Genomic DNA, 24,915 nt, shown 5'->3' on the forward strand with positions numbered 1-24,915 from the left:
TTTCATGTGAAAATTATTTTTTACTATATTGAAGTTCTCCAACTTCAAAGCATGTTTGATATACTAACGCAATAGCCTGGACACGATCAGTAACATTTAGTTTTTGAAAAATCCTTGTTATATGATTTTTCACAGTATGTTCACTTATAAATAGTTTTTCAGAAATTTCCTTATTGGTTAACCCTGATAAAAGTAACTCAAACACGTCCATTTCTCTAGCTGTAATCGAGAAGGTTTCTCTTGTGATATTAATAGCAGCAACGACCATTTTGGGATTTTGAATAGCCCCAAGCTCACTAAGATTATCTATTGGAGATATTTCATTTTGTAGAGTATTCGTAATCTCAATCTTACTCGCCGTTTCATCATGATTTGAAAGAAACTCTCTGAATTCATCTGGTGCCAAAGGAGGACTTAGGAGGTAACCTTGCATTTCTTCACACTTAAGCTTTTGTAAAATATCCATTTGTTTCTCTGTTTCTACACCTTCTGCGATAACCGTCATATTTAAATTATGAGCTAGTGAAATGATTGTTTCCGTTAATACAGTTTCTTCCGGAGAATTTCCGGTAATTTCCTGAATAAACGTCTTATCAATTTTTAATGTGTGAATTGGGAAACGTCTTAAATAGCTTAGTGACGAATACCCTGTCCCAAAATCATCAATACTTACCCTCACACCCATCTCATTGAGTTGATTAAGTGTTTTGGATACTAGATTTTCGTTACCTAAGATAACTGTTTCAGTGATTTCAATTTCAAGCAACTCAGGATCAATACCATATTCAGATAAATTGCTGTTCATTTTATCTACTAAATCCTTTTGTAGAAAATGCTGTGCTGATAGATTAATAGCAACCCTCTTAGGAGATAACCCCATATCTTTCCATTCTTTTATTTGTTTGCAAACCGCCGAAAGAACCCATTCTCCTAATTCAATGATTTGACCTGATTCTTCTGCTAATGGAATAAATTCTTGAGGTAGTATTGTTCCCCAGTTAGGATGATTCCATCGCAATAAAGCTTCGGCGCTCTTAATCTTGCCTGTCTCAATTTCCATCCTTGGTTGGTAGACAACTGTAAGTTCATTTCGTTCAGTTGCTTTGCGTAAATCATTTTGCATAATAAATGTCCGATACGATTGAAGATTCATTCCAGAGTGATACACTTTATAGTTATTTTTCCCTTTTTCTTTTGCACGGAACAAAGCCCTCCCGGCGTTCTTCACAAGGGTTACCGCATCTTCTCCATCATAAGGAAAAATACTTAATCCGATGCTCACTGTAAAATAAAATTCATAGTTATCAATAAAAAATGGCTTACTTAAAGCATGTTGAATATTCGATGCGATTTCAAGTGCTTCTTCCCGATCCGTTTGTGGTAAAATGATTGAAAATTCATCTCCACCAGTCCTTGCAACAAAATCACTATTTCGTAACGTTTCTATTAACCGCTTCGCTATTTCTTTTAGCACTTGATCTCCTGTAGTTAAGTCAAGTGAATCATTTACATATTTAAAGTGATCAATATCTAAATTTATAACACCAAACGCTTGATTATTTCTCTTAGCACCATGTAACCAATTCGTCATTTGTTCTTGAAACATTTTTCTGTTAGGCAAACCTGTTAAGTAATCATGTAAAGCAATATATTCAATTTCCTTATTCTTTTGTGCAAGTAATTCTGTTTGCATCATTAGCTGCTTTTTTATTGTATGAATTTCAACAAAACCATCTACTTTGGCCTTCAATACAATTGGATCGACTGGCTTTAGGATATAATCAATGGCACCAGCAGAATACCCCTTAAAAATATGATCGGAATCCATATTATTGGCTGTAATGAATAAAAGTGGAATATTTTTGTTTTTCACGTGCTTTTATAATTTTCGCAGTTTCTATACCGTCAATTCCAGGCATTTGTACATCTAATAAAATTACCGCAAACTCATATTTCAATAAATATTTCAAAGCCTCTTCTCCAGAAAAGGCTTTGACTAAATGATAATTATCTCTTTCAATAATAGCTTCTAAAGCTAGTAGATTTTCAGGCCGGTCATCTACTAAGAGAATATTTACTTTTTCCTTTGCTCCCATTATTGCCTCCTATTTATAGTCCTACTCTACTATATTCTATACAAATTTTAGACACAATTATATATAGAATAGCATGATAGTATTCAATAAGGAATGTAATAAAGGTGCAAATTATCCATATAGTTACAAACACTTAGATTATAGAGTGGTGGATTTTTCGAATAGTGATGATCCCTCTATACTACTACGCTTTAATTTTAGCCGAATCCCAGTCGGCTTCAATATTATTCAATATTCTTACGAGATTATTGAAATAAGGTTTTATAATAAAATCCTTAGCTCCCTTTCTTATTGAGTCAATAATAATTGATTTTTGCCCCATTGCTGAACACATAATAACTGTTGCTTTTGGATTATATTTTTTTATTTCTATTAAGGCATCTACACCGCTTACTTTGGGCATTGTTATATCTAGCAAAACGATATCAGGTAAGTGTTCTTTATATTTATTGACAGCTTCTTCTCCATCACGTGCCTCTGAAATGACTATATACTGCTCTCTATTTAATAGACTTTTTAAATAAGTTCTCATAAACAAGGAATCATCAGCAATCAATACAGTTTTTCTCATTACTTGTCATCCCCTTTCATACAATAGTTGTTAAAGTTGTTGTAGTCTTTGATATTGGATGATAAGTTCATCAAGTCTTTGACTTTCCATTATCGTATCCTGATGTTGGAACCCTTTTTGCTCCGTGATTTTTAATAGGTTTTTCCTTGAAACGGTAATTAAATTTACTAATATGTCTACATAATATTCTTTTAAAAGGGAATCAAGTTTATTTACCAACATTATATATTCAAGATTATGGGGATGATTTTGATCGTAACTATCACTTAAAACTTGTCTTAAATTCAAAATTTCCATTGTAAGATTTGTTTCATTAGCTTGAATGTTATCATATATCATCGTCTCACACCCCACCTTCATGTTAATTTTAATTCATTCATTAGAAACTAACTTTTTTAAATAACCTACCTTTTCTTCTTTTATAAAAGTGCAACCCGGAACGAATGGGTTGTTGCGCAACTGAAGGGAAAAATTATTTAAAAACTTTACCAGCTCGTCTCTTTGACTCTCATCAATTTTGAACTTAAGACCGTACTGGAATATTCCCTTTATCTCCTCTTTCCAAACTACATATCCATTTAAGGTAACGACTTCATTCATGATTTTTGTTGTGAATTGATAATTAATATCAGGACGTACAGGCAAATGGATAGTTGATAAAAGCCTTAGCCCACCTGGTCCAATATCCTCAATTAACACTTCTGTACTACCCAATTTAACCATATTTCCGAGTATTGATGTTAAGGTCATTTGAGAGCTTAACGGGAATAATAAATTAATTCTGTAGTAACGTCTTCTATTTGAAAATGTTGCTGTCTCATGATTGAAAACCGGTTTTAAAATACCTTTCTGCAGTAAACCTTGGAATGTCTCCTTTGGAACTGGTTTACTAAAGATATACCCTTGAATTTCATGGCATTCCTGCTGCCTCAAAAAGGATAATTGCTCTATCGTTTCTACACCTTCTGCAACTACATTCATATTTAAACCTTTAGCCATAAAGATTAAAGATTTAATAATTGTTTCTACATTAGTGTCTTTAGCTATATGTCCTACAAAAGACTGATCAATTTTAATCGTATCAATTGGATATTCTTTTAAATAGGTGATAGATGAATAGCCTGTACCAAAATCATCTAAGGCAATTTTAATCCCCAGACTTTTGATATATTGTAAAGCGAGTTCAACCGCTTCTTCATGCTTAATTACTGTTGTTTCCGTTATCTCAAACTCAATGAATGTAGGGTCTGTATGATTATTTTCTAAAGTGGTGCTCAATTTTGATTTCCAATCGCTTTTTAAGAAACGTTGCGCAGATATGTTTACCGAGATAGGAACCAATTCGAAATTTTGCTGCTTCCATTCATTTAGGCTCTCACACACCTTACTTAAAACCCAATCCCCGATTTCATTTATAAACCCTGTTTCTTCCGCCAGCGGAATAAATTCAAGTGGAGAAACAAGGCCCCAAACAGGATGTTCCCATCGAACTAATGCCTCAGCGCTCACAATTCTTCCTGTATCGGCGTCGACTCTTGGTTGGAGATACACAACCAATTGATTATTTTCGATTGATTTTCTCAAATCCCTTTCAAGATAGAATTGTTTAAAAGAGTTAATACTCATTGAAGAGGAATAGATATGATACATATTTTTACCGTTTGCCTTAGCTCGATACAGTGCTGCATCCGCATTTTTCACTAATTCTTCAATTGTTTTCCCATTATCCGGATAGCTACTGATTCCAACACTAGTTGTGATGAGTAATTCAAAATCTTCAATTAGAAAAGGTACTTCGAGGCAATCAATGATTACTTTGGCGACCGTAATAGGGTAATTTGATTCTTCATAGTCCCATAAAACAATCCCAAATTCATCGCCACCAAGTCTTGCGAATAATGAGTTTTTGTTTAATAACATACTCACTCTTTGACTAAATTCGTAAAGCAATTTGTCTCCAATTTGATGTCCAAGTGATTCATTGATATTTCGAAACCTGTCTAAATCTAAATAAAGAATGGAGAAGTTATCCTTTACATAATCTGGTACTGAAATTAATTCATGAATTTTATTTTCAAAAAGCATTCGATTTGGTAGTTTTGTCAAATAATCATGAAAAGCTACATGCTGAATTCTTTTTTCATATTCTTTCTGCTCGGTGATATTTGAAATAATCCCATCAACTCTAATCACTTCACCATTATGGTTTAGAACAGGTAATGTTTGATCATGAACCCACACAACCTCACCATTTCTATGAATGATCCTATACTGATGATGAAGATTTTCACCTTGGCATTTTTTTTGCTGTTTACGATGATATTCTGGATAATCTTCTGGATGGATTAGAGAATCCCACGTAAGCCGATTTCCAAATTCATCTGGAGAATATCCCGTAATCGCTTCAAACCCTTTTGAAATCAAATGGTATTTGTTTTTTTAGTATCTAAGGACCAAATCCCTACTTCTAAATTATCAAAGATATGTTCAATTTGATTTTCGCTTTCTTTCAGCTTCAATTCTGCCTGCTTTCTTTTGGTGATATCCTGAACGGTCCCAATAAATCGAACAGGTTGCTTATTTTCGTCTAAAATGACATCAGCCTGGTTGTTTACATAAATGACAGTTCCATCATTGCGAAGAATTCTGAATTCAAAACTTAAGTTTCTTCTATTATCAATGGCAGATAGAATAGCCTTTTTAAACTTTTCCCGATCATCCGGATGAGCAAGTTCTGAAATGCTCTCGAATGTTGGTACAAAATGCTCGGTGTTTTCTAATCCAAAGAGAACATACATCTGATTTGACCAATAAGCTTCATCCTCAATAATGTCATAATCATAGCTACCAATCGCACCTACTTTTTGTGCTAATTCAAGACTGCCTTTTATTTTGACTAATTCTTTTTCATGTTGTACGTAGATTGTTATATCTTTTGCAACTGCATAAATAATGGTTGTTTCATCTTCACTATTTTTGACTGGTATTAGAGTCACATCAATAAAGACTTTTCCTCCATTTACATGTGATACAGATGTTTGGTAATTTTGTGTTTTTCCCTGTAATGCTAGTTGAAAATATTTGTTTCTTTTGTATTTGTCATTTCCGCATAAATATTTTTGTAGCCTATTTAGTAATTCCTTCTCATTGTATCCAAATGTCTTCATAACTGAAGTGTTGTAATGTAATAGATTCCCTTTCGTGTCAAATGCTAGAACAGCATTAGGATGATTATCAATAAGCGCTTTTAATAAAAATAATTCATTTTCGCTCTCATTATTTGTTATTCTAGAAACATTCATATCCTCATTCGAAAATCTTGTAAGCTGTTTTAAAAAAGATAGTCTTGCCATTGTTATCCCCCTTTTAATCATGGCTTATCTTTCTATAACGAAAATGTATTTCCCCCAAGGGATTTGGATTTATAAAGATTGTCATCTGCCCTTTTAAATAATTCTTCCGCGTTCTCTACCAATGGATAAAAGGAAATACCTATGCTAGTAGTAATGTTTATTACATGTTCTTTTATTTCAATAGGCTGATGTACTGCAGTTAAAATTCGATTTGATATTGCAATTACTTGGTGCTTGTCCATTATTTCTGGAATTACTACCGTAAATTCATCCCCTCCGACGCGTGAAAGGGTGTCTTTTTCGCGAATCGTTCTTCGTACTACTTTAGAAAATTCTTTAATAACCTCATCTCCGATATCATGCCCGAGGCGATCATTTATTTGTTTAAAGTTGTCACAGTCAAGTACAAGTAATGCCGTTAATTTTCCTGTACGATCTGTAGTATACATAGACTGCAGAAGTCGCTCTTCAAAAATTCGTCTATTCGGCAAACCTGTCAAATAATCATAAAAGGCTAGCTTCTCTAGCTTATTCACTTTTCTTTTGTATTCAGTAATATCACCTGAAATAACTACGATTTTTTCAAGCTCCCCTTCTGAACTTAGCACTGGAATAAAATCAGAGTGTAACCAAACTGAATGACCATCATGGTGTTTACGCCTTACTTCAATATCGACATGTTCCTTTGTCTCAAGTAGCTTTGTAAAAACGTCGTTCATCCTTTCTAAGTCATCAGGATGTATGGTTCCAAAAAGTGTTTCATCTACTCTCTTATGAGCAGGGTAACCAAGAATATCCTCAACCGACGGAGAAACATATGTAATTTTCCCATCTGGGGTTAATACCTTTATAATGTCAACAGAATTTTCAGCTATGATTCGGAAAGTTTCTTCACTTTCCCTCCTTGCTTGTTCAGCTTTCTTGTATTGTTGGAGTTCTTTTATTCTCATTGATTTATCAGTTACATCACGTACGATTGCAATGAGAAATATATTCTCTCCATCAATAATTGGGGTTACTATGGTTTCATTTATCATAATTTGTCCATCTGGAAGTATAGTCTCATCTTCAAATGTAACTACTTGTTTTGAATATGCAGCTTTTTCATAGTACCTTTTCAAATACTGTACTTTTTCCATTGGCAAGCACTCCTCCATCGTTTTACCGAAAAGTGATTGATTCGTATTTAGAATGGAAAGACCTGCTTGATTTGCGTACATATATGTGAATTCAGAATCCTCTACATGAAGAATAAATAGGATATCTTTTAAACTATTAAATGCTGTAGCTACGAGATTCATTAGGTCACTAAAACTTTTTTGCTCAAATATTTTAATAACGTTCATATTCATTTTCACATTCTCCATATTCTTACTAATAAAAATAAAAATTATCTATTACTTATTTACTATTTATACCTTTACACCTATTTTGCTGGAAATTGCCGAAAGTTTGTATCACCCTGCATTCTCATTCATATAGGAAACTATTCTTATTTTCTACTAGGAAGGTATTCCTATCTGTTTCTGCATATTATGATTATGTTTGTCAAATAATAGGTACAAATTGCAGTAATAGGAAGTGACTGTAAATAATGCCGGACAAGAATGAGACAATCATAAAACTTACATCTTCAGAAATAGCTTCATTATGGACAACGTATATGCAAAATAGTATGTCAATTCAGTTGATGAATTACTTCATAAAAACAGTTGAAGATTCTGAAGTAAGGTCAATTATTGAAAAAGGGCATGGCTTAGCAGATGAGGTTCTTTCAAACATTTCGGAGGTTTTTAAGGAAGAAGATATCCCCATTCCTAATGGTTTTTCGGAAAGCGATGTAAACCTAAATGCCCCACGTCTATATACGGATTCGTTCATGCTTACCTATCTTAACCATATGTCTAAGGCGGGTATGATAGGTACTAGTGGTTTCTTATCGATGGTTGCAAGAAAAGATATTCGGAAATTTTTTAAGGGTGTATTGTATAAAACTTCAGATTTATATGATGAGAGTTCGGAGGTACTACTAGATAAAGGATTATTCGTTCGTTCACCATATATTGATTATCCAAAACAAAAGGATTTTGTGGATAGCAAGAAGTATTTAAGTGGTTTAAATCCTTTTTCTAATAAACGGCCATTAAATTCTGTAGAAATATCTCACTTGAATATGAACATTCAAACGAACCAGATTGGTGCAAAACTAGCAATAAGTTTTGCACAATGCTCACCAAATAAAGAAGTCCAAAAACTTTTGCTACGGGGGAAAGACATTTCTGAAAAACATTTTAAACTATTTACTTCTACTTTAATTGATAATAATACACAGGCACCTTCCTCTCCAGATGTAGCGATAACTAACTCAACAGCGGAAGTATTTTCCGATAAGCTAATCATGTTCCATATGGGGATGTTAACTGCAGCGGGAACTGGCAATTATGCTACCGCTGCCGCAGTTAGTCAAAGAAGTGATTTAATATTAAATTATGAAAGGCTTTCAGTTGAAATTGCACAATATGCTAAAGACATAGCCTATTTAATGATTCAAAATGAATGGCTTGAGCAACCGCCTGGGACTTTAGATAAAAGTAAATTAGCGCAACAAAAAAAGGAATGTTAGAAATACACAAACTACCAAGGAAGCCGCTACACAAAAAAACACCAAACGATTTCCGTAAGGTGTTTTTTCTGCTTTACTTAGACTCACAAATACCCCTCTTTTCGAATAGGAATACAACCAACCAAAAAGATTCATTTCCATTCAGTATTGTGTCCTAATTACCAGGAAGAATAAAGGTTTTCCCTTCAGCCTTATTTCTTCAGAAAACGATCTGATGGTAGTCAAATTTAAATAATCGTTTTTGCAGGATAAAGAAAGTGTTAGGTTATTGTTTACTAGTAGATTCTATCTAAATACCGTTGAAGGTACATTAAAGATATGCCAAAGAAATAGGACAAATAGGAGTGAAGCAACCCAGGCGCGAAATGGTCGCACATCATGCAACCTAAGAATAGAAAACATGACAAGATTAAATAATACTGACCACCAAAGACTCCAGCCATTGTCATATTTTATAAGTCCAAAAAATAAGTCTAATGCTTCATTAACAGTATATATTGCGTCCCACATTAATATATAGAACGATTGTTTAACCCATGTTCGTTCTCCAGGATATTTTCCTAAGAAGATGAGTACCGTGGCTGGATATTTAATTAACATTACCGACATGGAAATATGAGTATTTGTTAACCCTATTTCCTGGTCAACACCTTGTGGGGTATATGTCCACATCGGAAACCGGTCAGATAACAAATATAAATATAGAAAATCTCCCAATAGGAAAAAAAGGAAGGTTGGATAGTATTTTTTGAAATTTCTCCAATCCCCCCAAATAAATAATGCGACAAGCCAAGCTAAACCATAAATTGCATTCACAAAAAGGCACCTCAATACTCCAATTGTAAAAAATTTCAAGTTACCATATATTGTATCCTAATCATAAATTTAGTAGACAAAAAAAACACGTTGTTAAAACAACGTGTCAAAGTGTAGACAAAGTCAGTGCCGCTGACTTTGTCTACACGAATTATTTAGGATATCTAAATATAAATTAAATTCCCAGACTGTCTTGCAAACGCTTGTCAGACAAGGCGCGCAGCTGAGCGAAGACGCGAATAGAAGTTGCCTTCATGAGCGGACGAGGGAGGCAAGCAACGCAGTATGCGAGCGTTTGTCAACAGTCTGACACGTTGTTAAAACAACGTGTTCCACTCTTAGTGATTCACCGCTTTATCAAGACCATCAGGTGTTTTGTATACTGAGAGCTTCTCAACTAATTTATTACTTTCTGTATTCAAACCTTTAATATTTACTTTACTACCATTTTGATGGTATTTAATTACGACTTTATCAATCGCACCCACGGCTGAATCATCCCAGAGGTGTGCATTTGATAAATCTAAATCAACTTCTTTTACATCTTCCTTAAAATCAAAGCTATTGACAAAGTCTGTAACGGATGCAAAGAATAGCTGTCCTGAAACATGGTACACTTTCTTTTGTGAATCTTTTGCAGAAAGACTTGTCACCTTTACTTTTGATATCTTAGAAGCAAAGAAAATTGCACCTAAAATGATTCCAACTAAAACACCTTTTGAAAGATCATGTGTTTGTAAAACCGTGATAACCGTTACTATCATAACAATTGTATCTGTGATGGGAACCTTGTGGAGTGTACGCAATGAAGACCAGTCAAACGTACCAATAGATACCATAAACATGACTCCAACCAGAGCTGCCATTGGAATTTTAACTAAGAAGTCCTGTAATAAAATAATTAACACCATCAAGAATATACCAGCCACTAGGGTAGAAAGTCTTTTACGACCACCTGACTTAACGTTGATAACGGATTGACCAATCATCGCACAACCAGCCATGGCTCCGAAGAATCCAGAGACAATATTTGCAATTCCCTGACCACGTGCCTCTTTATTTTTATCACTTTCCGTATCTGTCATATCATCAACAATCGAAGCCGTTAATAATGATTCAACTAAACCAACGATAGCAATTGATAAAGAGTAAGGAAAAATAGTTTTTAATGTTTCAAAATTCAAAGGTATATCAGGAAGTAAAAAGATTGGCAATGTTGATGGGAGTTCACCCATATCCCCGATAGTACGTACATCACTATTTGTCATAACTGCAATTATTGTCATCACAATAATCGCAACTAATGGCGATGGAACAGCTTTTGTAAAACGCGGGAAGATATAAATAATGGCTAATGCCCCTGCTACCATTGCATACATTTCCCAGGATTCACCTACAAAATGAGGTAATTGTGCCGCAAAGATTAAAATTGCAAGTGAGTTCACAAAACCTGTCATAACTGAACGTGGAACAAACTTCATGAGTCTTCCTAACTTTAAAACACCCATGATAATTTGAATAATCCCAGTTAAAATCGTTGCAGCAAGTAAATATTGAAGGCCGTGATCCGCAACCAATGTAACCATTAGCAGCGCAGTCGCACCTGTGGCAGCAGATATCATGCCGGGTCTTCCCCCAACAAACGCAATTGTTACGGCAATACAAAACGAAGCGTATAACCCTATCTTCGGGTCAACGCCAGCAATTAGTGAAAAGGCTATCGCCTCAGGAATTAACGCAAGTGCAACAACAATCCCCGCCAAGATATCTCCTCGTACATTTCCAAACCATTCAGTTTTAAATGTTGATAATTTCAAATCTGCACCTCTTTCTACTTTGATTACTTATTTGTTAGTACGCCGGCTGATGCCTTTGGATTGTTTGACTTTCAACTCTCATGAAAGTCGAGTCCGTCATGAACAAAACATAGTATAGCGGATTATTGTTATTCTGTGAAACCAGCATGTAAACGCGCACAACCCCGCTTATCTTACTTTTCCTTACATTTACGTCAATTGTCGTACATACACCCATATAAAAGAGATTTTTTATGGTGTTTTTAAGTCTCATTATCTATCCTCAAAGAAAAACAAGAAGCAGTCAGTTCCTTAGAAACTGACTGCTTTATTTCACAATTAAAACCGGACAATTTGCTCGCTTTGCTACTTTATGACTTACACTTCCGAGGACAAACTCTTGTAGAGCATTTAGGCCTCTACTTCCAATGATAACCAGGTCAAACTGATTTTTATTCGCATAATTTACAATCGTAGGTCCTGGTTCCCCATGTAGAAATGTTATTTCATAAACAACCCCTGAATTCTTCACTATTTTTTCAATATCTCTTAAACGAAATCTTCGTTTGTCGCCAATATCTGGTGAATTCCAATTTTCTAAGACATCGGATTTTACTTTATTATGGTCAACTACATATACAACTTCAATTTTGGTATGTGAGCTATTTGCGATCAAAATTGCATTTTCAGCTGCTCGTATAGAATGGTCGGAACCATCTGCCGCTAACAGAATTTTATTGTACATAATGACCTCCCGATTTATATAATAAATTCTGTAAAAGATACTTTTTTCCTTTTCCTACGTTATATTTTTATTTTAAGCTGATTGCGAAAATATACAAATCGGACAGGCCGTAAGAGAATGAAACTATCGCGTAAGCTCAAAAATCTGATGATATGCTTTTTGGGTAAGCTCGGGGTCTGGATCTTGATGCTGTTTTTTTGGAACATCAAAATTTGTTAGTACAAAATGATGTTTAGCCTCAAGATCATGTCTAGCTAAAATATGCTTGCAACACGCTAAAGGACAACCGTCAATTGCAATGATATCGCGACCTGATTTTGCGGTTTTAACAAGGGGTTTTACGTCCCCCCCAACGCCAGCAATACAAGACATTTCCGCAGCATTTTCTCGGTCCATTTTTATCGCAATCGCATTTGCAGTTTGAGCAGCAGACGAACAACCAGAACATGAGTACACTAATGGTAAATTTATTTTTTCCACTTTCAATCCCCTCTCGATTTTATTTAAGGTCCATTCTAATTTATTTCACAGTTAAATTCTGTGAAAAACCTCACTTTCTCAGAAATTTCCCACAACAAAAGAAGCCGCCAAATAAAGGCAGCTTCAAAATGATTAGACATATTTCCTATGCACTGTTTTTCCATCAAATGTAAACACAACCGTCTTATTCTCCAACACAGATTCCATGTGGACAGGTCTGCCCCAAAGCTGGTAAATGTAGGGGAGTACTTTTTCAAGGTACTTTAAATCAAGTTCAATATCTTCATACCAATGTTTCAAATAAAGCTCTCCGCTTTTTAAATAGTCACCGTCATTTACGGTAATATATGGAAAGCCACCATTGACACGCATATTAACAAGTTGATCTCGAACTTGCTCCCACTGTTTATCTATGATTTTATAATCACGACCTTGCTTTTGAAACAGGTACATATCTTCTCGTAACACTAAATCCTTTGTTAAATAATTTCGAATGAATGAAATATCAGATTCCACTTCACGAACCTCAAAGATTTTTTCCCGACCAGACCCTGGTTTTACGCCACGTTCTATCATTTCTTGAGTAGGATTATTATAACGTTCTTCAATGTCCTCAAAGATTTTCAAACCTAAATAATAGGGATTAATGCTTGTTTTTGAAGGCTGAACAACACCTGCATTTAGCTTTGCAAATTCAATTGCTTCATCAGATGTGAGGTCCATTTCACGAATAATGCGCTGATGCCAATACGATGCCCAGCCTTCGTTCATGATTTTTGTTTCAAGTTGCGGCCAGAAATAGAGCATTTCCTCACGCATCATTGTTAATATATCACGTTGCCAATCCTCTAGTTCTCGACTATATTGTTCAATAAATAAAAGGATATCTTTTTCAGGCTGTGGTGGAAATTTCTTTTTCTTACGAGTAAGTGGCTTCTCATTTTTCGACTTTCTATCTAGGTTCCATAAATCATCATATGGAGACGGTTTTCTTTTTATTTCTTCCTCTTCTTCATCCTCAAGACTCCATGCAAGCTTCGGTCTCATTAGAGATGGGTCAATATGCTCCTGAATTGCCAATACAGCATCTAAAAATGTTTCCACTTCAAGTTTTCCGTATAAATGCTCATAATGCTTTACCCGCTCCGCTGTGGCAGCCATACTTTCAACCATGTCCCTTTTTGTATTACTAAAACGAACATTATTTTTGAAAAAATCACAGTGAGCAAGAACGTGAGCGACGATTAATTTGTTTTGGATGAGGGAATTTGAATCAAGCAAAAATGCGTAACATGGATCAGAATTGATAACGAGCTCGTAAATCTTACTTAATCCTAAATCATACTGTAGCTTCATTCGATAGAATTGCTTTCCAAAGCTCCAATGTGAAAAACGAGTTGGCATCCCGTAGGCACCAAATGTATAAATGATATCTGCAGGACAAATTTCGTATCTCATTGGATAAAAATCAAGCCCAAAGCCTTCTGCAATCTCAGTAATTTCATCAATCGCATACTCGAGTGCCTGACGGTCAGAATCTCTCACAGTTGATCTCCCCCTTTTCGTCCTTATCACAATTTATGAGTAATTGGTCAAAATGATGAAAAGGGATTTGTTTTTAATCTAAAAAGGCCACATTTTTCGAGAAATTGTGGCCAATTTTCATATCCATTATTTTACTTCTTCAATGCTAAAAGATAAAAGGGACTCCGTTTGTGGATTAAACAAAATCATTACTTTGGCGGTAAACGTACGATCTTTCGATTGTATTCTCAATTCAAATGTATCTTTTGATTGTTTATCCGTAATCTCCTCCCGCCCCTTATATTGATAATCACTAATCTTACTATCTGGGTAATTTAATTTTGCAACTTCAACTGCTATTTTCCCCCACTTTTCATAATCCGTTGGGAGCTGCTGTCCCTGTTGTGGCGGCTTCTGAGGTGGTTTTTGTTGAGCACTTCCTAAACCACCACCTATTAAAAGAAAGAAACTACAAAATATTGGAATCAATAAACGTGTTGTCAAACTGATTACCTCCTATGTAAAAAATCAATTGTATTTTGCGCTTTTTCAAGAGAAATTAGTCATTTTTATTTTTTCCAATAAATACTGTCTCCATCATTTTTCATATTCGGAAATTGTTTTGGATGGTTGTCCAAGATTTACAGCGAGAAAAATCTTCATTTCTCCACAAACTATAATCAACTCCTAAAAGGGAGGGAAAGCAGTGAATACTGTAGATTATGACAAAGCGCTTTATTACACGCATCGTTCACAGTGGGACAACCTACTTATTTTAATGGTTCGGACAAAGGATGATTTCCTTTCAAAAAAAATTGAACATTTCTTACATGCATATAATTTCGAGAAAGACTATTCCATTATTGAGCGACAGTTATATTCTTTACTACGATATATAGACCATGCATCTTCAGAAAGCATGGAAGATCTAGCAGCACATATGTAAGTGGGGGATAATTCCCTCACAAAAAAACAAGGCCAAATGGCCTTGTTTTTAGTTTAATTTGCTATGAACTTGTTCCATTACATCTGAAGAAATATCATGTAATACGTTTTGACTATCCTCAAGCGAAGTACCTTTAACACCAAAATAGAATTTCACTTTCGGTTCTGTGCCAGATGGACGTAAACAGAACCATGATCCATCTTCTAAAAAGTATTTTAACACATTTGATGTAGGAAGCTTGATTTCCTCTTTTTGCCCTTCTATTACGTTTGTACGAACACTCTCTTTATAGTCCTCAATTCGGGTTACATTGCGACCTGCAATCACGGTTGGTGGCTCATTACGGAAGTTCGCAAGAAGATTATTGATTTGCTCAGCACCTTCTTTTCCTTTTAACGTTAAAGATTCTAGTCCTTCGCGATAGTAACCATACTTTTCAAAAATCTCCATTAAGCCTTCGTACATTGTCATGCCTTTATTTTTATAATAAGCACAAACTTCAACAGCTAACAATGCAGCTTGAACAGCGTCTTTGTCACGAGCAAAATCTCCAATTAAGTAACCATAACTTTCTTCATACCCAAATTGGAATTTATATTCCCCTGTTTGTTCAAATTCCTTGATTTTCTCACCGATAAATTTAAAACCAGTTAGTGTGTCGATTGTATCTAAGCCAAATGAACTAGCAATTTCACGTCCAATTTCAGATGTAACGATTGTCTTAAGAACGACTCCATTTTCAGGAAGCATAGCTCGCTTTTTCTTTTCAGACAAAATATAGTGAAGTAAAATAGCACCGGTTTGGTTCCCTGTTAATACCACATATTCACCTTTGTCATTCTTGACTGCTACCCCTAAGCGGTCCGCATCAGGGTCTGTCCCAATTAAAACGTCCGCGTCGATTTTCTTACCTTCTTTGATCGCTAATTCAAATGCAGCATGTTCTTCTGGATTTGGTGATTTTACGGTTGAGAAATTTGGATCTGGAAGTTCTTGTTCCTTTACGACAGTCACATTTTCGTAACCAAATGCTTTTAAACCATTTCGAACGGGCTTGTTGGCAGTCCCGTGTAGTGGAGTGAACACTACTTTTACTCCAACTTGTGAAAGCTCAGGATTAATGGAAATTGTTTTTAGCTTTTCTGTATAAGCATTATCAATTTCTACACCAATCATATTAATAAGACCTGAAGCTTTTAATTCAGCTTCACTGCCTACTTTTAATTCAAGCTCATTTTCAATCGCATTCACTTTTTCAATCACTGTATCAGCAGCTTCAGGTGGTAGTTGTCCACCATCTGAACCATACACCTTATAGCCATTATATTCCGGTGGATTATGGCTTGCTGTCACCACAATTCCTGAAAATGCATTTAAATGACGAACAGCATATGAAAGTTCTGGTGTTGGTCTAAGTTCATCAAATACGTAGGTTTGAATTCCATGTGTAGCAAGTGTTTTCGCAGCCTCCATGGCAAACTCAGGTGATTTGTGGCGAGAATCGTATGCAATCGCAACCCCACGTCGCATTGCTTCTTCACCAAAGGATTCAATAAAAGCAGCAAGCCCTGCAGATGCCTTGCGAATCGTATATATATTCATGCGGTTTGTCCCTGGTCCAATTTCTCCACGCATTCCACCAGTTCCAAACTCGAGATTTTTATAAAAACAATCTTCAAGTTCTTTTTGATTGTCCTTTTTTTCAAGTAACGCATTTTTGATTTCTTCATCTAACTCAGGCGTGTTAAGCCACAGGTTATACTTTTCCATCCAGCTCATGTTCATGAACCCCCATTTTCAGTTGTAATATGTATGTCATGTTTTATCTTCTATCTATTCTATATAAAATCCTGTAAATTTCCAATAGATTGTCCAATTTATTATGAAAAAGTAGAAAAGAACTAGTAAATTAAAAAATAGACGGATTTCTCCGTCTGTCGTCACACACTATAATCCTTCTTCATTTGGTTTAGATGCTTCAATGATGGAAGATTCTACTTCTGCTTCGTAGCTTTGTTTTTCAACCTCATTCCAGCTAAAGCGATCAGCCATGTATGAAACAATTTGTTGCCTCCATTGGTTTACCCACTCAATATTGAAGAACATCCCACCTGTACGACGAATGAGGAAATCGATTGGTTTTGAGACCATTTCGTACTGTATACCATACTCCAGTGATGCAAGTATAGGAAGTGGAAGCCCTGTTTCATTCGCTTTATCCCTTGATTCTGACATAATACCTTTTACAATTTCGATGTTCGCTCCATATAATCGAGTAAGTTTCTTTGCATCTTCATGAGTAAGTTCAAACTCTTTAACTAATTGCTCCGAATTTTCAGCTACAAATCGAGGATAATTTTTTGAACCGCCCACGTTTCCTCCGGATATGGGGATATTCTTTGTTTGACAAGGTTTCAATCCAACAAATCCGTCCTCCTGTAAAAGTTTCCCGACTTTGTCTACCACTGTTTCAGCCATTTTACGGTAGCCTGTTAATTTCCCACCTGCAATTGTGATTAATCCTGAATCAGAAACCCAAATTTCATCTTTGCGTGAAATTTCGGATGGGTCTTTTCCTTCTTCATAAATGAGTGGACGTAACCCTGCCCAGCTTGATTCGATATCGGAATTCTTTGCCTTTACAGTCGGGAACATATAGTTAATCGTATTAATCAAATATGATCTATCATCCTCGGTAACAGTTGGGTGTGCCGTATCTTTGTCATAAAATGTATCGGTTGTTCCGACATATGCTTTTCCATCACGAGGAATTGCAAACACCATTCGTCCGTCTGGTGTATCATAGTAAACCGCTTGTTTTAACGGAAACTTGGATTGATCAATTACAATATGAACGCCCTTAGTTAAACGCAATACCTTGCCTTTTTTTGAACGGTCTGCTTCACGCATTTGATCAACCCATGGTCCTGTTGCATTCACAATTTTCCTTGCAAAAATGTTGTACTCTTTTCCGGTCAATTGATCGACTACTTTAGCTCCCTTTACCTTCTTATTTTCATAAATGAAAGATTCTACCTTGGCATAGTTAACAGCATTTGCCCCTTTTTCGATAGCCTTTTTCATAACTTCAATCGTTAGGCGAGCATCATCTGTTCGATATTCAACATAATAGCCGCCACCTTTAAGTCCGTCTTTTTTAATGAGGGGCTCTTTTGCCAATGTTTCTTCAGCAGTTAGCATCGATCTTCTTTCGGCCTTTTTCACTCCGGCTAAAAAGTCATAGACACGGAGTCCGATTGATGTTGAAAATTTTCCAAACGTACCTCCCTTATGAAGGGGCAATAGCATCCATTCAGGGGTTGTAACATGTGGACCATTTTCATATACAATTGCTCGTTCTTTTCCTACTTCAGCTACTAAGCCGACTTCAAATTGTTTTAAATAACGTAGACCACCATGTACAAGCTTTGTTGAACGACTAGAAGTTCCGGCTGCAAAATCCTGCATCTCAACAAGAGCCGTTTTTAGGCCACGAGTCGAAGCATCAAGTGCAATACCAGCCCCTGTAATTCCACCACCGATAATAAGTAAATCGTGAACGTCCTGCCCCATTTCCGCTAAAATTGAGCTTCTATCTAAACTTGAAAACTGTGTCATAATACCTCTCCTTAAAATGGTAGAAAAAAAGACCACAAAAGACATTGCACCAATAGTGACAATGCTCCTGCGGTCTCTCCCTAATCTCCCTACCGAATTATTAACTTATTTCTATAGTAGCACATTTATTATTTGAAGACCATAGCTGCCTGTACTGCCTTTCTCCAGCCATTATATAATGTTTCACGCTTTTCTTGACTCATTTTTGGTTCAAAGGTATGATCAATTGCCCATTTACTCGAGATTTCAGATTGATCCTTCCAATAACCTACGGCAATACCTGCTAGATAGGCTGCACCCAAAGCAGTTGTTTCATTAATTACTGGACGTTCAACTGGTACACCTAAAAGACCAGATTGGAAATCCATAAGGAAGTTGTTCTTTACAGCCCCGCCATCTACACGTAATTTCTTCAAAGAAATACCGGAATCGGCTTCCATTGCAGTCAAGACATCCTTTGTTTGATATGCCAATGATTCTAATGTTGCCCGTATAAAATGCTCCTTTGAGGTTCCACGCGTAAGACCAAACACAGCTCCGCGAACATCACTATCCCAATAAGGTGCTCCAAGTCCCACAAATGCTGGAACGACATAAACGCCATCGGTTGATTCGACCTTCAATGCATAGCCTTCGCTATCCTTGGCATCTTTAAACATTCGAAGTCCATCACGCAGCCATTGAATCGCTGAACCTGCGACAAATATACTTCCCTCTAAAGCGTATTCGACTTTACCATTCAATCCCCATGCAATCGTGGTTAATAACCCATGTTTAGAACGTACAGCCTTTTCCCCAGTATTCATCAGCATAAAGCACCCTGTGCCATATGTGTTTTTGACCATCCCCTTTTCATAGCATGCCTGCCCAAAAAGGGCCGCCTGTTGATCACCAGCAACACCTGCAATCGGAACCTCTTGGCCAAAGAAATGATAACGTGTTGTTGTTGCATAAATTTCTGATGATGGTCGAACCTTAGGAAGCATTGATTTAGGTACGGTTAAGTATTCTAATAATTCGTCATCCCATTTTAACTCATAAATGTTATACATTAATGTTCGGGAAGCATTCGAATAATCTGTTACATGTGCTTTTCCACCCGAGAGCTTCCAAATAATCCATGTATCGATTGTTCCAAATAGGAGTTTACCTTTTTCAGCATTTTCTCGCACACCTTCAACATTGTCTAGAATCCATTTTACTTTTGTGCCTGAAAAATAAGCATCAATTAAAAGGCCTGTTTTTTCACGAAATGTATCATTTAAACCGTCAGTTTTTAACTTTTCACATATTCCAGCTGTTTGACGTGATTGCCACACAATTGCATTGTAAACAGGCTGTCCTGTTTCTTTATCCCAAACAACCGTGGTTTCACGTTGATTTGTAATCCCAATTCCAGCAATTTGCTCTGCTTTCACATTTGCTTCTGATAAAACAGATGCCATCACCGATAAAATCGAACCCCAAATCTCATTTGCATTATGCTCGACCCAGCCTGGCTTCGGAAAAATTTGTGTAAATTCCTTTTGCGCCATATGGACAATTTCGCCAATTTGATTAAACAAAATTGCGCGTGAACTTGTTGTTCCTTGGTCTAATGAAAGTATGTATTTCTCCACCGGTTAGCCCCCTTTTAAACGATCCTACATTAAAATTAACACGCTTACATTATTTTTGCTAGGTTTAAAAAACACCACTCTTTTAGGAGTGGTGCGTTTATTATCTGTTTTCTATTTTCGTAATTAGTTCGTTTAATTGAACTGAAGCCATCGATTCCAATCGATCATCGACTTCACAGAAATCTAAATCTTTTGTAACCTGGTTCGGTATAATCACACAATACATTCCAGCACGTTTCGCTGCTAGTGCTCCATTTGCAGAATCTTCAAAGACTAAACATTCCTCTGGTGATACCCCTAAGCATTTTGCTGCTTCTAAATACAAGGTAGGCTCTGGTTTCACTTTTTCAACATCGTCTGAGGTGCGGATACACTCAAAATAATCAAATAAGCAAAGATTTTTCAAATGAGTAGACACCCACTCATAATTTGAGCTCGATGCTAGCCCAATTTTTAATCCTGCCTTCTTTGCAGCTGTTAGGTACTCCTCAACTCCAGGCAATGCCCCTTCATTCTTCATTCGCTCATTAAACCGGGCCTTTCTAATTTTGGTTAATTCTTCATGGTCAACCTTTTTCCCAATTTGCTCTTCTAAGTATGTAAGGGCATTAAATCCCGCTTGCGTTCCAATCACTTTGCCCCAGACGGACATCGGAAGTTCAGAACCATGCTCTTGAAAGATTTCATTTAAGACATTGTATTCATTCGTTTCTGTATCGTAAATTAAACCATCAAAATCAAAAATAACTGCCTTTATCAACACATCATCCTCCTGTCTTTCTAATCCACCTACTATTATAAAGAAATATGTAGTAAAGTCCATTTTCCTTTATGACACAAAATGTTCAAAAAGTATCTTCATTTCAAGATTTTACATTTTACAATCACGTACTGTGATACTATAATTTTGAGTATACTTATGTGGAATGAGGGAGACGATGAACGCTAAGTTAAATGAAAAGGTGATGGAAACATATTTATTTATCGCATTTGCTGCAGCATTAATATCCACGCTTGGTAGTCTTTATTTTTCAGAAATCCAAAAATTCGTACCCTGTGAATTATGCTGGTACCAACGCATATTTATGTATCCTCTCGTCATTATTTTAGGAATTGCAATTTTTAAAAAGAATTACTCGATTGCACTCTACACATTTATATTATCTTTAATTGGTGGCTCAATTTCAATCTACCACTATCTTGTTCAAAAGGTGCCTACAATTGGTGAGAACTCACTATCATGTGGAGTTGTGCCTTGTACAAGCCAATACATAAACTGGTTTGGTTTTGTTACGATTCCTTTTTTAGCCCTAATAGGTTTTGCAATCATTGCAATTACTAGCTTTATTACAATAAAGAAGTTGAAAGAAGGGAAATAAATTTGAAAAAAGTTATCATTTTTACAGTTATTATCGTTGCTATTTTTGGAGCACTTGCTTTTATAACAACCACACAAAATAAACAACAAGCAGAAGGAAATCCATATGGAAAGGATACACTCGATCCTGCGACAATAAAACAGCTTGAGGATCCAAACTATGGAAATCAAATTCTACCAGACGAATTGGAATCGAAATTGGACAATGGTGAATCTATTACTGTTTACTTTTACGATCCAAAATGTCCACACTGTCAAGAAACTACCCCGGTCATCGTACCAATGGTAGATGAAATGGGTCTTGATTTGAAAAAATTTAATCTTCTTGAATTTAGGGACGGGTGGAATAAATACGGAATAGAATCTACACCGACACTTATCCACTTCGAAAATGGCGAAGAAGTTTCACGCCTTGTTGGGTATCACCCAGACCATAATGAATATAAAACCTGGTTCGAAGCTGCGATGGCCAGTTCCAAATAAAAGGAAATCCCTGCTCAAAATGATGAGCAGGGATTTTTTGTCCTTGTCTAGCTTCAGGCACCATCGTCTCTCTGGTCTAGCCAATCGCTTCAAAAGGGAAATTGCACCTACTGTCAGCGCTTCGTTTATACTTATCGACGATAGACAGGTGCCTTACGCTTTTTCTATTAAAGGCTGCCGATGCCTTTATGTATTAAGCTAAATATTGGTTAGCTGGCTTTGAATATTTACTTAATCCATCCGGACTATTCACATTTTGAAATTCTTCAATAGTAAAGGGAAACAAATAACCATAATCATTTAACTTTTGTACATTCTTTTCAAAAATTTCCCCATGGTATTCCTGGTAGCCTTCCTCTCGAATTGTTTCCAGAACCGCTATAATCGCTTGAAGGCTTGAAATGACATTAAAAGCCTTATCCAATGTTCGATTATAGTAGACGTCTTCCTCTTTTGGCGCTAATACATTCCATTTCTCAAGTTTTCCAATATACTCATCTTCAAAGTAAGTCGGAAAAATGGAAGAATACATGTAATCAATTAGCTCCGTAATGTGATGTTCTTGCTCCGGAGTTGATGCTACTACAATTTTCAATGTAAAACCCACCCTTATATCTCCAATATAATCAAATGTGCCTTGGCGTATTTGCGCCCAGATGTTTTCGAGTTTGCTCGAAAATCTTCCTTTGAATATCTATGGCATCCGCCGGAGGCTTTAACTTTAATCAGTCGAGGTTAGAACCCCCACCGAATTTTATACCATTTGCATTTATCCACACTTACAGAAATACAGGATTAATGCTCAATAAAGTTAAGAATAGAATAACATAGGATTCTTTGTTTTTGGTACGGTAAGTCTTTCCTCCAAACCCACCATTCTCTTTCTTTCATTTCATGAATTGATTATACTTGGAAAAGATAGTTATTAAAAAGCAAGGATGATTGAATGTTGACTAAGAGATTTGGAGAATGGTTCGAGGTGTTAGTTCCTAGTGATTGGGAAACGATGACCATTGAAGACGTTCTTAAAAATGTATGGGCAGTGCCTAAGCAAATGCTACACCACTTTCGCATGGACAAAGCCGTAAAGTTTAATGGAGAAACCAAAAGTTGGAACACTCCACTTAAACAGAATGATAAACTTCAAGTTCGCCTATTTGTAGAGGATGATTTTGGTGTTCAACCAGAATTTATTGAAGATCTTCAAATTTTATTTGAGGACGACCATCTACTTATCGCGAATAAGCCATCCGGAATGGAGACACATCCAAACGAAGAAAATCAACTCGGAACTTTAGCAAATGCTGTAGCCTATCATTTTCAAGCAAATGGAGTTTACACAAAAGTTCGCCATATTCATCGCCTCGATCGCGATACAACAGGTGCTGTTATTTTCGCGAAGCATAAACTTGCATCAGCAATTTTGGACCGCAGACTTGAAAAAAGAGAAATCAAGCGCACCTATGTTGCACTAGTGCATGGAATCATTAAACAAAAAAAGGAACCATTGATGCTGCCATTGGTCGTGACAGGCATCATCCAACTAGAAGAAGGATATCTCCGACAGGACAAAAAGCAATTACGAAATTTAGGGTCGTTCAAACCCTCGAAAAGAAAAAAATAACCTTGGTGGAGCTCGAGCTATTAACAGGTCGTACTCACCAAATACGTGTTCATATGAGCCATCTTGGTTATCCGCTGGTGGGTGATACATTGTATGGTGGTAAACCAACCGTTTCCCGACAAGCACTACACGCCGCAAAAATACGTTTGCTACACCCGCTTACCAACGAGAAAATAATCTGTGAGGCACCATTTTTAGATACCCCTCCAATTTTTGAAGATTTATTTGTCTAAATCTCACTAGGATGGGTCTTGTATTCATGCGGGTTTCACTCTTTTCTTATATAATACAAATGAAATACAAGTGAATAAGGAAAGGAGCTTATCATTTGCAGGACTTACTTATTTACGTCATACTAGGCCTTTGTATTGGAGTAATGTCCGGCTTCTTTGGCATTGGCGGTGGATTTATACTTACACCAACGCTAATCCTTATGGGATTTTCTCCAATTATTGCAATCGCAACAAGTTTATTGTATACAGTTGCTACATCACTTTCTGGAGTGGTTGCGCATTTTCGTCTTAAGCATATAAAATGGGAGAATTCCATTATTATTGGTATAAGTGGGATTATTGCCACTCAATTTGCACACCCTTTTGTTATTTTCCTAGGACAATACAACCTAGAAAATACTGTAATTCCTTTGATGTATATCGTACTCATCTTATATTTTTCAATTTCAATTCTTGTGAGCAAACCTGCAAGCAAGGAACAAGCTATTAGTAAAACCAACTATTCTTATCTAAAAATTGTATTGATCGGGTTATTCGCCGGGTTTATTTCAACAGCATTGGGAGTAGGTGGAGGCTTCATTATTGTTCCATTATTAATGGGAGTGCTCGGATTTCAACCAAAATATGCAGTTGGTACAAGCCTACTAAGTGTATTAATGATCGTGATGGTAGGTTTTACAACCTATGCATCCACCGTCCAACTTGATTATGGAGTCATCGGAAGTCTAATTGTCGGCGCACTAATAGGTGGTCAGCTTGGTGCAAGAGTTACAAATGTATACGAAGATAAACAAGTTCGTCACTTCTTAGCTGGGCTATACATCGCGACTGGGGTGAGCTTAACATTTAAGCTATTCCATCTCGACTTTATAGGTATGCTCATCTTGTTTACCTATTGCCTTTACATGTTAATACATTTCCTTTTACATTCCCTTAAAGATCGTCTCAAGGAGAAAGAAGTTGGGTAAAGAAAAACATCCCCTACAACAAATAGGGGATGTCAGAGTGTA

Annotated in this window: 22 protein-coding genes and 2 pseudogenes; 6 read left to right on the forward strand and 18 right to left on the reverse strand. The window is 36.2% G+C overall.

The window, feature by feature from the left end; all coding sequences use genetic code 11:
* Window positions 1-13 precede the first annotated feature (13 nt).
* The 7 genes and pseudogenes from BTHG_RS27320 to BTHG_RS07705 all read right to left on the reverse strand — a co-directional run bounded on the left by BTHG_RS27320 (window position 14) and on the right by BTHG_RS07705 (window position 7,372).
* A complete protein-coding gene (locus tag BTHG_RS27320) occupies window positions 14-1,657 on the reverse strand; it encodes an EAL domain-containing protein (RefSeq protein ID WP_269719487.1) in 1,644 nt (547 codons plus the stop codon).
* Window positions 1,652-2,096 (reverse strand): annotated as a pseudogene (locus BTHG_RS27325) (response regulator); the annotation flags it as partial. The pseudogene BTHG_RS27325 and the gene BTHG_RS27320, both read right to left, overlap by 6 nt.
* A gap of 184 nt (window positions 2,097-2,280) precedes the next feature.
* On the reverse strand, window positions 2,281-2,667 hold the full coding sequence (locus BTHG_RS07685) for a response regulator (protein WP_010283602.1): 387 nt from the start codon (window positions 2,665-2,667) through the stop codon (window positions 2,281-2,283).
* Between the two features lie 30 nt (window positions 2,668-2,697).
* Entirely contained in the window at window positions 2,698-3,006 is a 309-nt protein-coding gene (locus tag BTHG_RS24490) for an aspartyl-phosphate phosphatase Spo0E family protein (RefSeq protein ID WP_010283603.1), read from the reverse strand.
* A 33-nt stretch (window positions 3,007-3,039) separates the two neighbouring features.
* Window positions 3,040-5,091: an EAL domain-containing protein gene (locus tag BTHG_RS24495; protein ID WP_052307750.1), complete on the reverse strand. Its 2,052-nt coding sequence runs from the start codon at window positions 5,089-5,091 to the stop codon at window positions 3,040-3,042.
* Entirely contained in the window at window positions 5,088-6,020 is a 933-nt protein-coding gene (locus BTHG_RS25715) for a PAS domain-containing protein (protein ID WP_026021736.1), read from the reverse strand. The genes BTHG_RS24495 and BTHG_RS25715 overlap by 4 nt, the downstream gene beginning before the upstream one ends.
* A 32-nt stretch (window positions 6,021-6,052) precedes the next feature.
* Window positions 6,053-7,372, reverse strand: a complete 1,320-nt coding sequence (locus BTHG_RS07705; protein ID WP_010283604.1) for a diguanylate cyclase domain-containing protein — start codon at window positions 7,370-7,372, stop codon at window positions 6,053-6,055.
* A gap of 242 nt (window positions 7,373-7,614) precedes the next feature.
* Here BTHG_RS07705 and BTHG_RS07710 point away from each other — a divergent pair, with 242 nt between their 5' ends.
* Window positions 7,615-8,643 carry a DUF3231 family protein gene (locus BTHG_RS07710; protein ID WP_010283605.1) on the forward strand — a complete coding sequence of 343 codons (1,029 nt, stop codon included), beginning with the start codon at window positions 7,615-7,617 and terminating at the stop codon, window positions 8,641-8,643.
* Window positions 8,644-8,928: 285 nt separating this feature from the next.
* On the opposite strand, the gene BTHG_RS07715 is transcribed toward BTHG_RS07710, so the two are convergent.
* The 6 genes from BTHG_RS07715 to BTHG_RS07740 form a co-directional block, all read right to left on the reverse strand.
* Complete coding sequence (locus tag BTHG_RS07715) at window positions 8,929-9,459, reverse strand: CBO0543 family protein (RefSeq protein WP_010283606.1); 531 nt, start codon at window positions 9,457-9,459, stop codon at window positions 8,929-8,931.
* Window positions 9,460-9,797: 338 nt separating this feature from the next.
* Window positions 9,798-11,276, reverse strand: coding sequence for a SulP family inorganic anion transporter (locus BTHG_RS07720; RefSeq protein WP_010283607.1), 1,479 nt, complete (start codon window positions 11,274-11,276; stop codon window positions 9,798-9,800).
* A 307-nt stretch (window positions 11,277-11,583) separates the two neighbouring features.
* A complete protein-coding gene (locus BTHG_RS07725) occupies window positions 11,584-12,000 on the reverse strand; it encodes a universal stress protein (protein WP_010283608.1) in 417 nt (138 codons plus the stop codon).
* Between the two features lie 123 nt (window positions 12,001-12,123).
* Window positions 12,124-12,480 carry a putative zinc-binding protein gene (locus BTHG_RS07730; RefSeq protein ID WP_010283609.1) on the reverse strand — a complete coding sequence of 119 codons (357 nt, stop codon included), beginning with the start codon at window positions 12,478-12,480 and terminating at the stop codon, window positions 12,124-12,126.
* A 132-nt stretch (window positions 12,481-12,612) separates the two neighbouring features.
* Window positions 12,613-14,025, reverse strand: coding sequence for a SpoVR family protein (locus tag BTHG_RS07735; protein WP_010283610.1), 1,413 nt, complete (start codon window positions 14,023-14,025; stop codon window positions 12,613-12,615).
* A 126-nt stretch (window positions 14,026-14,151) separates the two neighbouring features.
* Complete coding sequence (locus BTHG_RS07740; RefSeq protein ID WP_010283611.1) at window positions 14,152-14,508, reverse strand: DUF3889 domain-containing protein; 357 nt, start codon at window positions 14,506-14,508, stop codon at window positions 14,152-14,154.
* Window positions 14,509-14,710: 202 nt separating this feature from the next.
* On the opposite strand from BTHG_RS07740, the gene BTHG_RS07745 reads away from it, so the two are divergent.
* A complete protein-coding gene (locus tag BTHG_RS07745; RefSeq protein ID WP_010283612.1) occupies window positions 14,711-14,950 on the forward strand; it encodes a YhdB family protein in 240 nt (79 codons plus the stop codon).
* A gap of 48 nt (window positions 14,951-14,998) precedes the next feature.
* Here BTHG_RS07745 and BTHG_RS07750 read toward each other — a convergent pair whose 3' ends face one another.
* From BTHG_RS07750 to BTHG_RS07765, 4 genes are all read right to left on the reverse strand, one after another.
* The gene (locus BTHG_RS07750; RefSeq protein WP_010283613.1) at window positions 14,999-16,729 is read right to left on the reverse strand and encodes a phospho-sugar mutase; all 1,731 of its coding nucleotides are present in this window, start codon (window positions 16,727-16,729) and stop codon (window positions 14,999-15,001) included.
* 168 nt (window positions 16,730-16,897) lie between these two features.
* The gene (locus BTHG_RS07755) at window positions 16,898-18,568 is read right to left on the reverse strand and encodes a glycerol-3-phosphate dehydrogenase/oxidase (RefSeq protein ID WP_010283614.1); all 1,671 of its coding nucleotides are present in this window, start codon (window positions 18,566-18,568) and stop codon (window positions 16,898-16,900) included.
* 128 nt (window positions 18,569-18,696) lie between these two features.
* Window positions 18,697-20,187, reverse strand: coding sequence for a glycerol kinase GlpK (glpK, locus tag BTHG_RS07760; protein ID WP_010283615.1), 1,491 nt, complete (start codon window positions 20,185-20,187; stop codon window positions 18,697-18,699).
* Window positions 20,188-20,287: 100 nt separating this feature from the next.
* On the reverse strand, window positions 20,288-20,947 hold the full coding sequence (locus BTHG_RS07765) for an HAD family hydrolase (protein WP_010283616.1): 660 nt from the start codon (window positions 20,945-20,947) through the stop codon (window positions 20,288-20,290).
* 178 nt (window positions 20,948-21,125) lie between these two features.
* On the opposite strand from BTHG_RS07765, the gene BTHG_RS07770 reads away from it, so the two are divergent.
* Together BTHG_RS07770 and BTHG_RS07775 are read left to right on the forward strand one after the other, a co-directional pair.
* The gene (locus BTHG_RS07770) at window positions 21,126-21,566 is read left to right on the forward strand and encodes a disulfide oxidoreductase (RefSeq protein WP_010283617.1); all 441 of its coding nucleotides are present in this window, start codon (window positions 21,126-21,128) and stop codon (window positions 21,564-21,566) included.
* 2 nt (window positions 21,567-21,568) lie between these two features.
* A complete protein-coding gene (locus BTHG_RS07775; protein ID WP_010283618.1) occupies window positions 21,569-22,048 on the forward strand; it encodes a thioredoxin family protein in 480 nt (159 codons plus the stop codon).
* A gap of 193 nt (window positions 22,049-22,241) precedes the next feature.
* On the opposite strand, the gene BTHG_RS07780 is transcribed toward BTHG_RS07775, so the two are convergent.
* Window positions 22,242-22,643: a DUF5365 family protein gene (locus BTHG_RS07780; protein WP_042341606.1), complete on the reverse strand. Its 402-nt coding sequence runs from the start codon at window positions 22,641-22,643 to the stop codon at window positions 22,242-22,244.
* A gap of 351 nt (window positions 22,644-22,994) precedes the next feature.
* Between BTHG_RS07780 and BTHG_RS07785 the strand changes: the two are divergent.
* Window positions 22,995-23,905 (forward strand): annotated as a pseudogene (locus tag BTHG_RS07785) (RluA family pseudouridine synthase).
* Between the two features lie 95 nt (window positions 23,906-24,000).
* Window positions 24,001-24,873, forward strand: coding sequence for a sulfite exporter TauE/SafE family protein (locus BTHG_RS07795; RefSeq protein ID WP_010283622.1), 873 nt, complete (start codon window positions 24,001-24,003; stop codon window positions 24,871-24,873).
* Window positions 24,874-24,915 lie beyond the last annotated feature (42 nt).

It is taken from the genome of Bacillus timonensis, from assembly GCF_000285535.1.
Classification (GTDB): domain Bacteria; phylum Bacillota; class Bacilli; order Bacillales; family Bacillaceae_L; genus Ferdinandcohnia; species Ferdinandcohnia timonensis.